Here is a 13575-nt window from a genome sequence, read left to right as displayed (position 1 = left end):
GATCCTCCTGCTAGGAGAACTACTGGTGCGGGGGGCTGCGAACAGCCTGCTCCCACGAGGCGTCAAGGCGGTTGCCCGCCCGTTAAGAGTGGATTGCGTGGCTACGGTGCAACGCGTTCCGTCCTGTTCAACGGGTTGCCTCCAGCAAACATTCCCTACGCTAAGGAAATTTTTTGAGTTGCTAAGGATCTGGCCCTGACGGCGACCGGATGTGCCCGGTTGTGCCCCGTGCGTCACGACCTCGACAATGGAAAACGTATGGACGACTCCCAGGAATCACAGCCGGCCCAGGCGCCCGACGACCGCGCCGCCCAGCTGGACCGCAAGCTGGACGCCACCAACGAGCTGCTCCAGCGCATGCTCGCCGAAGTCGCGAAGACTCCCTCCACGCACGCGATCTTCGTCGACGCGGGGTATGTCTACGCGGCGGCCGGTCTCCTCGTCACCGGCACCGAGGACCGCCGCTCCTTCGACCTCGACGCCGAGGGGCTCATCGAAGCCTTCATCGACAAGGCGCGCACGATCTTCGCGGACAGCCGGCTGCTGCGCGTCTACTGGTACGACGGCGCCCGGCGCCGCATCCACACTCCGGAACAGCAGTCGATCGCCGAGCTCCCCGACGTCAAGGTCCGGCTCGGCAACCTCAACGCCAACAACCAGCAGAAGGGCGTCGACTCCCTGATCCGCTCCGACCTGGAATCGCTGGCCCGGCACCGCGCGATCAGCGACGCGGCGCTCATCGGCGGCGACGAGGACCTCGTCTCGGCGGTCGAGGCCGCGCAGGGGTACGGCGCGCGCGTCCACCTCTGGGGCATCGAGGCGGCCGAAGGGCGCAACCAGGCCGAGCCGCTGCTCTGGGAGGTCGACAGCCAGCGCACCTTCGACCTCGACTTCTGCAAGCCGTACGTCACTCGGCGCCCGGTCACGATGTACGAGCAGGAGGGGCCGGCGCCGTCGCGCGAGGACGTGCGGTTCGTCGGGGCGCGCATCGCCGCGACGTGGCTCTCCGAGCGGGGCCGGGCCGCTCTGGCCGAGCTCCTGCCCGGCCACCCGTACCTGCCCGGTCCGGTGGACCAGGACCTCTTGATCGAGGCGGAGCGGCTCCTCCAGTACTCGCTGAGGGGGCATGCCGATCTGCGCCGCTCCCTGCGGGACGGGTTCTGGCAGCACCTGCAGTCGCAGTACTAGGCGTTCCGCGGGGTGCGCGCCGCTCGCCTGCGGGCCGTGGGTGGCTTGTTGCGCAGTTCCCCGCGCCCCCAAGGGATTTGGGCCGGTCAGCGCCCTGAAGAAGCGCGGGGAACTGCGCGGGCAACCACGTGCGGTCCGCGGGCGGACATCAAAGCCGCGGGAGCGCTCACGCCGTCGACGGGCTGGGGCGGCCGACAGCCGAGCTCGTCCAGAACTCCGTCAGGGCCCCCGCCAGCTCCCCCGGATGGGAGACGTTGGGGGAGTGGTCCGCGCCCGGGATCACCGTATGCCGCGCATTCACGCTGCGGGCCAGGTGGGCCAGCTCGCTCACCGCCCACACCGTCTCACCGGAGCCGTACGCCACATGGAGGGGCAGGGGAAGCGCCGCGAGGCCCTCCGTGCGGTCCGGCTCCACCCTCAACTGCCGCCCCGTGGCGATGAGTTGGGCGGGCTGCGTGCTGAACCAGCGGCGTTCCAGGAACGCCACGATCTCCGGCGGGTCCGGAACGTACGCCGGGTCCCGGCTGTCCAGCCACTGCGTCACCGCCCACACCCACGACGGCGGAAGCACCGGCAGCGCCGCCTGAAGCATCCGGATCTTGGTGCGTTGCTCGGGGCCGACCCGGCCGGGGCCGGACGAAAGCAGCGTCAGGGAGAGGAACGCGGACGGGGCAAGCCGGGCCGCGGACCGGGCCACGAAGCCGCCGAAGGAGTGCCCGACCAGGTGCACGGGCCCGTCGCTGAGCGCCGCGACCTGCGCGAGTACGTCGCCGCCGAGGGCGCGCGCGGTGTAGCCGGACGTACGCCGCGGCCCCGGGCTCTCGAACTGCCCGCGCCCGTCGACCGCCACGGCCCGGTACCCGGCGTCCGCGAGCGGGTCGAGGAGCCCGAGGAAGTCCTCCTTGCTCCCGGTGTACCCGGGCACGAGCAGCACGGTCCCGCGCACGGCACCCTCGGGCCGCGAATCGAGCACGGCGAAGTCCTGGCGTGAGGTGGCCAGTCGGTACGCACGCGTACGCGCCGGAAGGTCGAGGGAACGCGGCTTACTCATGGGCAGAGCGTATCCGGCCTGCTGTTGAGAGCCCGGTCCAGGAACGCGAACGGCCCGGCACCCCACTGGGGGGACCGGGCCGTTTCGGGTGGTGGTTACGCCTCGGGCGCGACCGCCGCCTTCTTCGCACGGGTGCGCCGCGGCTTCGCCGGGGCCTCGGCTTCGGCGGCCTCGACCACGGGCTCGGCGGCCTTCTTGCGCGTGCGGCGCGGCTTGACCGGGGCCTCGGCCTCGGCGACCGCCTCGGGGGCGGCTTCGGCGACCTTCTTCGCCCGGGTCCGACGCGGCGCGGCCGGAGCCTCGGCCGCCTCGGGGGCGGTCTCGGCGAGCTTCTTGGCGCGGGTGCGGCGGGGCTTGGCCGGGGCCTCGGTCTCGACGACCGGAGCGGCCTCGACCGTTTCGACGACGGCCTCCGCCGCCTTCTTGCGCGTGCGGCGGGGCTTGGCGGGCGCCTCGGTCTCGACGGCCTCCACTGCCTCGACGACGGCCTCGGCGGCCTTCTTGCGTGTGCGGCGGGGCTTCACCGGCGCCTCGGTCTCGACGGCCGCTTCGACGACCGCCTCGGGGGCGGTCTCGGCGACCTTCTTGGCGCGGGTGCGGCGGGGCTTGGCCGGGGCCTCGGTCTCGACGACCGGAGCGGCCTCGACCGTTTCGACGACGGCCTCCGCGGCCTTCTTCGCCCGCGTGCGACGCGGCCTGACCGGCGCCTGGGCCACCGCGACCACGGCGGCCGGAGCCTCGGCGACCTCGGTCATCGCGGCGGTGGCCTTGGCCTTCGCGGCCCGGGCCAGCTCCAGCGCGGCCGACTCCGGCGTCACGAAGCCGACCTCGGAGGCCGGGTCGGCCTTGCGCACCCGGCGACGGCGCGGCTTCGGCTCGACCGGCGCGACGACGGGCGCGGCGGCGACCGGCGCGGAACGGCGGCGCGGCTCGGCCTTGACGGCGGCGACGGGCTCGGCGACCACCGCGGCCGGAGCCGCCTCGATCGCCGGCGCGGCAGCGGCCTGCGGCGCGGCCGACGGCGCACCCACGCGGGTACGGCGACGACGACGCGGCGTGCGCGGCTCAGTCACGGCCTCGGTGGCCTCGGCGGCCGGTGCCGCGACCGGAGCGGCCGTGGTCTCGGCACCCTCGGCCGCAGCGCCACCGCGGGTGCGGCGACGCTGACGTGGCGTGCGCGTACGGGCCGGGCGCTCCTCGGTGACGACCGGAGCCGCGGCGGCGGACCTGCGCCCGCGCCCACCGGTCTCGCCGAGGTCCTCGACCTCTTCGGCCGCGAGGCCCGCGCGGGTGCGCTCGCCCCGGGGCAGCACGCCCTTCGTGCCCGCCGGGATCTTCAGCTCCTCGAACAGGTGCGGCGACGTGGAGTACGTCTCGACCGGGTCGGGGAAGTTCAGGCCGAGCGCCTTGTTGATCAGCTGCCAGCGCGGGATGTCGTCCCAGTCGACCAGCGTGATCGCGATGCCCTTGTTGCCGGCGCGGCCGGTGCGGCCGATGCGGTGGAGGTAGGTCTTCTCCTCCTCCGGCGACTGGTAGTTGATGACGTGCGTGACGCCCTCGACGTCGATGCCGCGCGCGGCGACGTCGGTGCAGACGAGCACGTCGACCTTGCCGTTGCGGAAGGCGCGCAGCGCCTGCTCACGGGCGCCCTGGCCGAGGTCGCCATGGACCGCGCCGGAGGCGAAGCCGCGCTTGGCGAGCTGCTCGGCGATGTCCGCGGCGGTCCGCTTCGTACGGCAGAAGATCATCGCGAGCCCGCGGCCCTCGGCCTGCAGTATGCGCGCGACCATCTCCGGCTTGTCCATGGAGTGGGCGCGGTAGACGTGCTGCGAGATGTTGGCGACGGTCGCGCCCTCGTCGTCCGGCGAGGTGGCGCGGATGTGCGTCGGCTGCGACATGTAGCGGCGGGCGAGGCCGATGACGGCGCCCGGCATCGTCGCGGAGAACAGCATCGTCTGCCGCTTCGGCGGAAGCAGCTGGATGATCTTCTCGACGTCGGGCAGGAAGCCGAGGTCGAGCATCTCGTCGGCCTCGTCGAGGACGAGCGCCTTGACGTGGGAGAGGTCGAGCTTCTTCTGCCCGGCGAGGTCGAGCAGGCGGCCCGGGGTGCCGACGATCACGTCGACGCCCTTCTTGAGCGCCTCGACCTGGGGCTCGTACGCCCGGCCGCCGTAGATGGCGAGCACGCGGACGTTGCGGACCTTGCCCGCGGTGAGGAGGTCGTTGGTGACCTGCTGGCACAGCTCGCGCGTCGGTACGACGACGAGGGCCTGCGGGGTGTTGGTGAGCCGCTCGGGCGCGGCCCGGCCGGCCTCGACGTCGGCGGGGACGGTGACCCGCTCCAGGATCGGCAGACCGAAGCCGAGCGTCTTGCCGGTGCCGGTCTTGGCCTGCCCGATGATGTCGGTGCCGGAGAGCGCTACGGGGAGCGTCATCTCCTGGATGGGGAAGGGGGACACGATGCCGACGGCTTCAAGGGCTTCGGCGGTCTCGGGAAGGATCCCGAGCTCTCGGAACGTAGTCAGGGTGCTGCCTCTTCTGTGAGACGCGGTACGGAGGCGAACGCGGCGGGTCGTACCGTGCCCATTTCGTCCGGCGGGGATCAGATTCGATCGTGTTGCCGGGTGGCGCGGGACCACTGCCGTCGCTCAAGCGCTCGTGCCGCTGAGGGATCCCTCTTCGGTGGCACGTACTGAAACGTGCCCTGCGGAGGGCTGTCGGGTCGGAGCCGACCGGAGCAACCGACCGGGCATCCTCATTCGTGCAGCCCGTCGAAATACTCGGCGGGCGCATTACCACTGTACCCCGGATTCGCGCATGTGTGTTGGGAGAATTCGCGAGACCGGTGCGACGGGTGTGAGCAAGGAGGCCCTTACAGCCCGTCCCCGGCGGGCTATTGTGCGGTTTATGGAGACGTCTGACAACGCCACTGCAGCCGAAGAAACCACCCCGGAGCCCGAGCGCACCGGGATCGCCGCCCAGGACTGGGCGACGGCCTCCGCGGTTCCCCAGTACCGCGCCGCGGTCGTGGACCTCCTCGGCGCCCTCGCCTACGGAGAGCTCGCGGCCTTCGAACGGCTCGCGGACGACGCGAAGCTGGCGCCGTCCCTGGAGGACAAGGCGGAGCTGGCGAAGATGGCGTCCGCCGAGTTCCACCACTTCGAGCGGCTGCGGGACCGGCTCGCGCAGATCGACGCGGAGCCGACGGCCGCGATGGAGCCGTTCGCCAAGGCCCTCGACGACTTCCACCACCAGACCGCCCCGTCGGACTGGCTGGAGGGCCTGGTCAAGGCGTACGTGGGCGACTCGATCGCCAGCGATTTCTACCGCGAGGTCGCCAATCACCTGGACTCCGACACCCGCTCCCTGGTCCTGTCGGTCCTCGACGACACCGGGCACGGCAACTTCGCCGTGGAGAAGGTGCGGGCCGCGATCGAGGCCGACCCGCGGGTCGGCGGCCGGCTCGCGCTGTGGGCGCGGCGTCTGATGGGCGAGGCCCTTTCGCAGGCCCAGCGCGTGGTCGCCGAGCGCGACGCGCTCTCGACGATGCTGGTCGGCGGGGTCGACGGGGTGGCCGCGGGCTTCGACCTCGCGGCGGTCGGCGAGATGTTCACCCGGATCACCAAGGCGCACACCAAGCGCATGGCGGCGCTGGGCCTCGCGGCCTAGCCGTCGATTGCGGAACCGCCGCCTACGCCGCCGAACGGCGCAGGCGGCGGGCCGGCCGCAGCAGCAGCGAGAGTAGGACGGACGTGACGAAGGTGGCGCCGAGCACCGTCGTCACGCCGTGACCCGGGCCGATCGCCGAGTGCGTCAGGAACGCGCCGAAGAGACCGGCGAGCGGGCCGACGGACAGCACGGTGCGGCGGCCGGGCAGCCGGTGGGGAAGCCGGGCCGCGGCGGCCCACGCGAGGGCGAATCCCAGCAGTACGGAGCCAAGGGCTTCAAGGAGCATGCGCGTCGCCTCCCGGGGGTGCGGCCAGGGCGGATCGGTCACAGCCGTCCTACCCGAGCCCTGCGGAACGCAACCCTCCCCTCACTGGGAGGAAGCAACGCGGGCGTGTCCTCGGACGGACACGATTTTTATGTGCTTACGGTCACACCTGGTGTCAACCGATGCCGTGCGAGCAGAAGCCGCACGTAGATTCCGCACAGGTGACTCCGCGCTGGCGCCGGGGCTCCTTCGTTCTCTCGGGTGCCGTTCGGCGGCACGGAGGTCACACCATGAGCCAGCGTCGGCCGGTGCCCAGACTCGCGGCGTTGGACGGGCTCCGGCTCGTCGCCGCTCTGATGGTGGTCTGCTACCACTACCTCGCGCTGAGCAGACCGTGGGGCCACGACCCGGTGACGGTCTTCCCGACGCTGCACAGGTTCGCCGAGTTCGGCTGGCTCGGGGTTGAGGTGTTCTTCCTGGTCAGCGGGTTCGTGATCTGCATGAGCGTGTGGGGCCGCAGCCTCGGCGACTTCGCCGTCTCGCGGGTCTCCCGGCTGTTCCCCGCCTATTGGGTCGCCGTGCCGCTCACCGCGCTCGTCGTCAACAAATGGCCGGAGATCACGTCGATACGCGGCTGGGACGACGTCGTCGTCAACCTGACGATGGTCCAGGCGGGCAACAACACGAGGAACGTCGACGACGTGTACTGGACGCTCTTCGTGGAACTCAAGTTCTACGTCCTGATGGCCATCGTCGTGCTCTGCGGGGTGACCTACCGCAACGTGCTCGTCTTCTGCGGCGCCTGGACCGTCGCCGCGGCCCTGGCGCCCAGCCTCGGCATCCCGGCGCTCGCGGCGTTCGCGATGCCGCAGTACGCGCCGTTCTTCATCGCGGGCATCGCCTTCTACCTGATGCGCCGCTTCGGATCCAACGCCCTGCTGTGGGGCATCGTCCTGTTCCAACTCCTGCTCGCGCAGCGGTACATCCACTACCGCGTCGCCATCAACCTCGGTCACGTCGCCGCCGATCAGCTGCCGAGCTGGCCGGTCCGGCTGATCGTCGTCGCCGGGTTCGCCGTCGTCGGGGCGATCGCCCTGGGCGCCTTCGACAAGGTCCAGTGGAGATGGCTCTCCACGGCCGGCGCGATCACCTATCCGCTGTACCTGATCCACATGTTCATCGGCATGACGCTGATCCACCACTTCCGCCACCGGCTCCCCGCACCCGTGCTCGTGGTCTCGGTGATCGCGCTGATGATGGCTGCCGCCTGGCTCATCCACCGCCTCGTGGAACGCCCCGCGGGCAAGTGGGTCCGCGGCGCCATGAAGCGCGGCATCGAAGACGTACGCCTCAACTCTCCCGCCCGTCGGCGGGCTCGGCCGCGGCCCCCGCTTCCGCCCGCTCCCGAGGAGCGGCGGTCCCTGCGCGGTGCGGGAGCCCACTGAGCGGGACCCAGGACACCGAAGAAGGGGTGCCACCAGTGATCACTGGTGGCACCCCTTCTTCGGTGTCCTTGTGTACTACAGCGCGCCGAAGCCCACGCGGCGGACCGCCGGCTCGCCGATTTCCACGTATGCGATCTTGTCGGCCGGTACCAGGACCTTGCGGCCCTTGTCGTCCGTGAGGCTGAGCAGCTGCGCCTTGCCGCCGAGGGCGTCGGATACCGCGCTCTCGACTTCTTCGGCGGACTGCCCGCTCTCCAGAACGATCTCCCGGGGTGCGTGCTGCACGCCGATCTTGACCTCCACGGCTATGTCCCTCCGACCTCGTGCGGTGCGCGGTCAGCCGCGCCGTACGCTGCACACATTAGCCCGGGGAGGCGACCGGAAATGGCCGGTCCCTGAACGCCAGGAGCGAACAGAATTCAGGAATGACCGCGCGCCGGCCGCTCAGTGGCCCTCGGTGCCGTGCAGCGGGAAGCCCGCGATACCGCGCCAGGCGAGCGAGGTGAGGAGCTGGACCGCCTGGTCGCGGGGGATGGCCGACTCGCTGGAGAGCCAGTAGCGGGCGACCACCTGGGAGACCCCGCCGAGGCCCACGGCGAGCAGCATCGACTCGTCCTTGGAGAGGCCGGTGTCCTCGGCGATGACGTCCGAGATGGCCTCGGCGCACTGGAGGCTGACCCGGTCCACGCGCTCGCGCACGGCGGGCTCGTTGGTCAGGTCCGACTCGAAGACGAGCCGGAACGCGCCGCCCTCGTCCTCGACGTACGCGAAGTAGGCGTCCATGGTCGCGGCGACGCGGAGCTTGTTGTCCGAGGTCGACGCCAGGGCGGTGCGGACCGCGTGGAGGAGTGACTCGCAGTGCTGGTCCAACAGGGCCAGGTAGAGCTCCAGCTTGCCGGGGAAGTGCTGGTAGAGCACCGGCTTGGAGACGCCCGCGCGCTCGGCGATGTCGTCCATCGCGGCCGCGTGGTAACCCTGTGCGACGAAAACCTCCTGGGCCGCGCCCAGGAGCTGATTGCGGCGGGCCCGGCGCGGCAGGCGCGTGCCTCGCGGGCGCGCCGCCTCGGTCTGCTCGATGGCTGTCACGCCGCCTCCCAAAGTTGTTCCGGTGCGCGATGTACGCGCGCCGCCATCGTACTTTTGGGTAACCCGGCTGTGCGCGGTGCGAACGCAGAATTTCACGGACCGGACGCGCTGGGTAGCCGGAGATACCCATGGGAAACCGAACAAATCATCGGTAGTCGTCCTCGTCGAGGGCGACCACGCGCGCCTGTTCGACGGCGTCGGCCTCGTTGGCGGCATCGGGATCGACGCGGGTCACCGGGTCGTCGTGGTCCTGTCGTACGTCCGTGTGCTGTTCGGCCGCGTCCGCCTCGTTGGTCTCCTCCGACAGCTCCGCGGTGTCGTCGTCTTCGTCCTGGAAGGTTTCCGGATCGCTGGGATCGACGGACATGGCTGCTCCCTCTTCCTGCACTTCGAGTGATTCGGGGGCTCCCTTATGAGCCTAGGAGTTCCCAGGAGAAGCCGCTATACGGCCTGTGACGGCGAACACATGAACCACGGTGTGATCGTCTCGTAACATTGCCGCATGTCTTCGACCGAGCTGCCGGAAACCCTCGCCGCCGCCTCCCTGGCACCACGGGTGGGCGCGGTCAGGGTCGCGGAGGGCGAGGAGCTGCGCTCCGTGAGCCTGCCCGGCCTCACCCTGACCATCCGGTCGCGCCCCGGCACCGGCCCCGGCCTCGAACCCGCGCTGTACGTCCACGGGCTCGGCGGGTCCTCGCAGAACTGGTCGACGCTGATGCCGCTGCTCGCCGACCGCCTGGAGGGCGAGGCGCTCGATCTGCCCGGCTTCGGGGACTCCCCGCCGCCGGACGACGGCAACTACTCGGTCACCGGTCACGCCCGCGCCGTGATCCGCCTGCTCGACTCGGCGGGCCGCGGCCCCGTCCACCTCATCGGCAACTCGCTGGGCGGCGCCGTCTCGACCCGCGTCGCGGCCGTACGCCCCGACCTGGTGCGCACCCTCACCCTCATCTCACCCGCGCTCCCCGAGCTCCGCGTGCAGCGCAGCGCCTGGCCGACCGCGCTCGTCGCGCTGCCGGGCGTGGCCTCCCTGTTCGCGAAGCTGAGCAAGGACTGGACCGCCGAGGACCGCACCCGGGGCGTGATGGCTCTCTGTTACGGCGACCCCGCGCGGGTGAGCCCCGAGGGGTTCGAGGCCGCGGTCCAGGAGATGGAGCGGCGCCTCCAACTCCCTTATTTCTGGGACGCGATGACCCGCTCGGCGCGTGGCATCGTGGACGCGTACACGCTGGGCGGCCAGCACGGACTGTGGCGGCAGGCGGAACGGGTGCTCGCGCCGACGCTGCTCGTCTACGGACAGCGCGACCAGCTGGTCTCGTACCGGATGGCCCGCCGGGCCGCGGCCGCCTTCCGCGACTCGCGGCTCCTCACGCTGCCCGACGCCGGGCACGTGGCGATGATGGAATACCCCGCGACGGTCGCCCAGGCCGTACGGGAACTGCTCGACGAGAGTGCCGGCAGACACCGCGGCGCCGACCGAGAAACCGCCGACCGCGAAAACAGGAGCTGATCCGGGGCGTGGGACGACACAGCCGACCCAAGGGCCCCAGCGACTCGGCGCCCATACCCGAAGCGCCCCCGGCCCCGCAGGCCGAGCAGGCCGTCGCCTCCGGCAGTGGCCGGCGCAGACGGCAGGCCCCGGGCGACGGCCTCGCCCCGCACCACGGCGGCGGCACCCCGGCCTTCGGCACCCCGCAGGTGCGCGGCGGACATCCGCAGCACCCCGAGGACGGGCCCGATGCCCCGGTCCGCTACGGCGACTGGCACGGCAAGCCGCGCACCGTCCAGCAGAATCCTTATGGCGCCGCGGCCCGCATCCCGGGCCCGCGCCGCTCCTACACCGAGGCCTTCGACGGGCCCGCGCCGGCCGACACCGGGGCGAACCGCACCGTCGGCCTCGCGCCGCCGGCGCCCGGACCCGAGGCGAAGACCAAGGGGTCCAAGGAGCCCAAGGAGCCCAAGGAGCCCAAGGAGTCGAAGGGCTCCAAGGGGCGGACGTTCACCGGGATCGCGGCCGCCGCGGTGACCACCGTGCTCGCGGTCGTCGTCGCCGGGCAGGTCACCTCCGACGGCAACAAGCACGACGTCGCAGGCCCGTCCGCGGGCGACAGCGACCGTGACACGGACGGGAGTTCGGCCTCCCGGGGCAGCGGGCGGGCCACCCCGCAGGCGGCCCCCGCCGTCCAGACGTACGAGCAGAAGATGGCCCAGCAGTTCCCGCTGGACGCCAAGCTCACCGCCTCCGGCAAGTTCGACGCCGTGCCCGGGTTCGACGCGGCGCCCGGCAAGGGGCGCAAGTACCGCTACCGGGTCGACGTCGAGCAGGGGCTCGGCCTGGACGGCGGCCTGTTCGCCGAGGCCGTGCAGAAGACCCTCAACGACGACCGCAGCTGGGGCCACGGCGGCACGATGACCTTCGAGCGGATCTCGTCGGGCCAGCCGGACTTCATCATCACGCTGGCCAGCCCGGGGACCACCGGCGCCTGGTGCGCCAAGTCCGGGCTCGACACCAACGAGGACAACGTCTCCTGCGACTCGGCCGCCACCGACCGCGTGATGATCAACGCGTTCCGCTGGGCGCAGGGCTCGGAGACGTTCGGCTGGGGCAAGGCGATGCTCACCTACCGGCAGATGCTCATCAACCACGAGGTCGGCCACCGGCTCGGGCACAACCATGTGAGCTGCCGCACGCCCGGCGCGCTCGCCCCGGTGATGCAGCAGCAGACCAAGTCCCTGGACATCGACGGGATCAAGTGCCTGCCCAACCCCTGGGTGTTTCCCCAGGGTTGATGCCGCCGCGGTGCGACATGTCCACGATGTGGGACGCCTGTCTCGTTCTCGATTGACAGTGAACGGCGGGTCCTTCATATTTCTCGGCATGTCGCACCGTCACGCCACCCCCGAACGCGCCGCCATCGAGCTGGCGCTCATCGGCGTGACCGGGCACAGCGTGGCCGACATTCTTTGTAGCTGACGCCGTCCCGAGCGCGTTCGGCTTTCCCTTTTCCCTTTTTGCGCCCGGGTATTTCCGTGCTTTCGCACGGTTTCCGCATGCGGGCGCAGCCACCCCTTTTTCCTTTTGGTGCTGTGGGCGCCCGTATTTCCCGCCCGCCCAGCAGTTACCGAGAGGTCTACTTCCGATGCGTCACACGTCCATTTCGTCGGGGAATGTCGCCAGAGCGGCAGCGATAGCCGTGGTTCTCGCCGTGGGCGCCGTCGCCTGCGGCCCCGAGGACAGCGGCGCCAAGAACGCCGGATCCGGAGCGTCCGGCACGCCCCACAAGGGCGGCGCGCTCAGCGTCCTCAACAACGAGGCGCAGACCACCTTCGACCCCGCGCGGCTCTACACCTCCGGCGGCGGCAACGTCCCCTCGCTCGTCTTCCGCACCCTGACCACCCGCAACCGCGAGAACGGCGCCGAGGGCACGAAGGTGGTGCCCGACCTCGCGACCGACACGGGCAGGCCCAACGCGGACGCCACCGTATGGACGTACACGCTCAAGGACGGCCTCAGGTACGAGGACGGCAGCCCGATCACCACCGCCGACATCAAGTACGGCATCGAGCGGTCCTTCGCGGCCGAACTCTCGGGCGGTGCACCGTACTTGAGGGACTGGCTGGTGGGCGGCGCCCAGTACCAGGGCCCCTACAAGGACGGCGGCAAGGGGCTCGCCTCGATCGAGACGCCCGACGCCAAGACCATCGTGTTCCACCTGAACAAGCCCGAGGGCGAGTTCCCGTTCCTGGCGACCCAGACGCAGTTCGCGCCGGTCCCCAAGGCCAAGGACAACGGCACCAAGTACGAGGAGCACCCCGTCTCCTCGGGCCCGTACAAGGTCGTCAAGAACGAGAACGACGGCGAGCACCTGGTCCTGGAGCGCAACCCCAACTGGTCCGAGGCGACCGACACCGAGCGCAAGGCCTACCCCGACACCATCGACGTACGCTCCGGGCTCGACCAGGCCGTCATCAACCAGCGGCTCTCGGCATCGCAGGGCCCGGACGCGGCCGCCGTCACCACCGACACCAACCTGGGGCCGGCCGAACTCGCCAAGGTCGGCAGCGACAAGCAGCTCGCCGCGCGGGTCGGCACCGGGCACTTCGGCTACACCAACTACATCGCGTTCAACCCGAACGTGAAGCCCTTCGACAACCGCAAGGTCCGCCAGGCCATCGCGTACGCCGTCGACCGCACCTCGGCCGTCAACGCCGTGGGCGGCTCCTCGCTCGCCGAGCCCGCGACCACCTTCCTGCCCAACCAGAAGGCCTTCGGGTACACCCCGTACGACCCCTTCCCGGCGGGCGCCTCCGGCAGCGCGGCCAAGGCCAAGGAGCTCCTGAAGGAGGCGGGCTACGCCGACGGGCTCACCGTCACGCTCACCCACTCCAACGCCAAGGGCGGCCCCAAGGGGCCCGAGGTCGCCACCGCCCTCCAGGACGCGCTGAAGAAGGCGGGCATCACCGTCAAGCTCCAGGGTCTGGAAGGCAACGACTACAACGACACCGTGGCCAGCGCGAAGAAGGAGCCCGGCTTCTTCCTGCGCGGCTGGGGCGCCGACTGGCCCTCCGGCGGCCCGTTCCTCGCGCCGATCTTCGACGGGCGCCAGATCGTCCAGGACGGCGCCAACTTCAACACCGGCTTCCTGAACGACGCCTCCGTCAACAGCGAGATCGACGAGATCAACAAGCTGACCGACCTGACCGCGGCCGCCCCGCGCTGGGGCGCGCTCGACAAGAAGATCGGCGAGCAGGCCGTGGTCGTGCCGCTGTTCCACCCCGTCTACAAGCGGCTCGTCGGCAAGGACGTCAAGAACGTCGTCATCAGCGACTGGACCGGCGTGCTCGACATCTCGCAGGTAGCGGTCAAGTAA

At 71.0% G+C, this 13575-nt stretch carries 13 protein-coding genes; 7 read left to right on the top strand and 6 right to left on the bottom strand.

Translation table 11 applies throughout. The features are described from left to right. The first annotated feature begins 258 nt into the window (after window positions 1-258). A complete protein-coding gene (locus tag ACSHXC_RS13620) occupies window positions 259-1188 on the top strand; it encodes an NYN domain-containing protein (protein ID WP_399483813.1) in 930 nt (309 codons plus the stop codon). Between the two features lie 166 nt (window positions 1189-1354). Here ACSHXC_RS13620 and ACSHXC_RS13615 read toward each other — a convergent pair whose 3' ends face one another. Together ACSHXC_RS13615 and ACSHXC_RS13610 are read right to left on the bottom strand one after the other, a co-directional pair. After that, on the bottom strand, window positions 1355-2239 hold the full coding sequence (locus tag ACSHXC_RS13615; RefSeq protein WP_438291835.1) for an alpha/beta fold hydrolase: 885 nt from the start codon (window positions 2237-2239) through the stop codon (window positions 1355-1357). A 95-nt stretch (window positions 2240-2334) separates the two neighbouring features. Continuing rightward, a complete protein-coding gene (locus ACSHXC_RS13610) occupies window positions 2335-4674 on the bottom strand; it encodes a DEAD/DEAH box helicase (protein WP_438291834.1) in 2340 nt (779 codons plus the stop codon). A 472-nt stretch (window positions 4675-5146) separates the two neighbouring features. On the opposite strand from ACSHXC_RS13610, the gene ACSHXC_RS13605 reads away from it, so the two are divergent. Continuing rightward, a complete protein-coding gene (locus tag ACSHXC_RS13605; protein ID WP_189962767.1) occupies window positions 5147-5908 on the top strand; it encodes a ferritin-like fold-containing protein in 762 nt (253 codons plus the stop codon). 22 nt (window positions 5909-5930) lie between these two features. Here the strand turns inward: ACSHXC_RS13605 and ACSHXC_RS13600 are convergent, their stop codons facing one another. After that, the gene (locus ACSHXC_RS13600) at window positions 5931-6194 is read right to left on the bottom strand and encodes a hypothetical protein (RefSeq protein ID WP_438291833.1); all 264 of its coding nucleotides are present in this window, start codon (window positions 6192-6194) and stop codon (window positions 5931-5933) included. A 269-nt stretch (window positions 6195-6463) separates the two neighbouring features. Between ACSHXC_RS13600 and ACSHXC_RS13595 the strand changes: the two genes are divergently transcribed. Then, a complete protein-coding gene (locus ACSHXC_RS13595) occupies window positions 6464-7618 on the top strand; it encodes an acyltransferase family protein (RefSeq protein ID WP_438291832.1) in 1155 nt (384 codons plus the stop codon). A 75-nt stretch (window positions 7619-7693) separates the two neighbouring features. Here the strand turns inward: ACSHXC_RS13595 and ACSHXC_RS13590 are convergent, their stop codons facing one another. From ACSHXC_RS13590 to ACSHXC_RS13580, 3 genes are all read right to left on the bottom strand, one after another. Beyond that, on the bottom strand, window positions 7694-7921 hold the full coding sequence (locus ACSHXC_RS13590; RefSeq protein WP_053729924.1) for a DUF3107 domain-containing protein: 228 nt from the start codon (window positions 7919-7921) through the stop codon (window positions 7694-7696). Between the two features lie 141 nt (window positions 7922-8062). After that, complete coding sequence (locus tag ACSHXC_RS13585; RefSeq protein ID WP_053729923.1) at window positions 8063-8704, bottom strand: TetR/AcrR family transcriptional regulator; 642 nt, start codon at window positions 8702-8704, stop codon at window positions 8063-8065. 145 nt (window positions 8705-8849) lie between these two features. Next, window positions 8850-9071: a hypothetical protein gene (locus ACSHXC_RS13580; protein ID WP_438291831.1), complete on the bottom strand. Its 222-nt coding sequence runs from the start codon at window positions 9069-9071 to the stop codon at window positions 8850-8852. A gap of 135 nt (window positions 9072-9206) precedes the next feature. Here ACSHXC_RS13580 and ACSHXC_RS13575 point away from each other — a divergent pair, with 135 nt between their 5' ends. The 4 genes from ACSHXC_RS13575 (at window position 9207) to ACSHXC_RS13560 (ending at window position 13575) form a co-directional block, all read left to right on the top strand. After that, entirely contained in the window at window positions 9207-10214 is a 1008-nt protein-coding gene (locus ACSHXC_RS13575; RefSeq protein ID WP_438291830.1) for an alpha/beta fold hydrolase, read from the top strand. A gap of 8 nt (window positions 10215-10222) precedes the next feature. Then, a complete protein-coding gene (locus tag ACSHXC_RS13570; protein ID WP_438291829.1) occupies window positions 10223-11494 on the top strand; it encodes a DUF3152 domain-containing protein in 1272 nt (423 codons plus the stop codon). 88 nt (window positions 11495-11582) lie between these two features. Then, window positions 11583-11678 (top strand): Ms4533A family Cys-rich leader peptide, encoded by a 96-nt coding sequence (locus ACSHXC_RS13565; protein WP_317617795.1) that lies wholly within the window; start codon window positions 11583-11585, stop codon window positions 11676-11678. A 166-nt stretch (window positions 11679-11844) separates the two neighbouring features. Next, window positions 11845-13575 (top strand): ABC transporter substrate-binding protein, encoded by a 1731-nt coding sequence (locus ACSHXC_RS13560; RefSeq protein WP_438291828.1) that lies wholly within the window; start codon window positions 11845-11847, stop codon window positions 13573-13575.

The organism is Streptomyces sp. HUAS TT7 (assembly GCF_051550175.1).
Lineage (GTDB): Bacteria > Actinomycetota > Actinomycetes > Streptomycetales > Streptomycetaceae > Streptomyces.
Note: the sequence above shows the minus strand (reverse complement) of the source record. Positions and strands in the feature narration are given on the sequence as shown.

Bases quoted from the DNA above. Each gene is read 5' to 3' on its own strand.
- ACSHXC_RS13620 (WP_399483813.1), top strand. From the start codon at position 259: ATGGACGACTCCCAGGAATCACAGCCGGCCCAGGCGCCCGACGACCGC.
- ACSHXC_RS13615 (WP_438291835.1), bottom strand. From the start codon at position 2,239: ATGAGTAAGCCGCGTTCCCTCGACCTTCCGGCGCGTACGCGTGCGTAC.
- ACSHXC_RS13610 (WP_438291834.1), bottom strand. From the start codon at position 4,674: ATGACGCTCCCCGTAGCGCTCTCCGGCACCGACATCATCGGGCAGGCC.
- ACSHXC_RS13605 (WP_189962767.1), top strand. From the start codon at position 5,147: ATGGAGACGTCTGACAACGCCACTGCAGCCGAAGAAACCACCCCGGAG.
- ACSHXC_RS13600 (WP_438291833.1), bottom strand. From the start codon at position 6,194: ATGCTCCTTGAAGCCCTTGGCTCCGTACTGCTGGGATTCGCCCTCGCG.
- ACSHXC_RS13595 (WP_438291832.1), top strand. From the start codon at position 6,464: ATGAGCCAGCGTCGGCCGGTGCCCAGACTCGCGGCGTTGGACGGGCTC.
- ACSHXC_RS13580 (WP_438291831.1), bottom strand. From the start codon at position 9,071: ATGTCCGTCGATCCCAGCGATCCGGAAACCTTCCAGGACGAAGACGAC.
- ACSHXC_RS13575 (WP_438291830.1), top strand. From the start codon at position 9,207: ATGTCTTCGACCGAGCTGCCGGAAACCCTCGCCGCCGCCTCCCTGGCA.
- ACSHXC_RS13565 (WP_317617795.1), top strand. From the start codon at position 11,583: ATGTCGCACCGTCACGCCACCCCCGAACGCGCCGCCATCGAGCTGGCG.
- ACSHXC_RS13560 (WP_438291828.1), top strand. From the start codon at position 11,845: ATGCGTCACACGTCCATTTCGTCGGGGAATGTCGCCAGAGCGGCAGCG.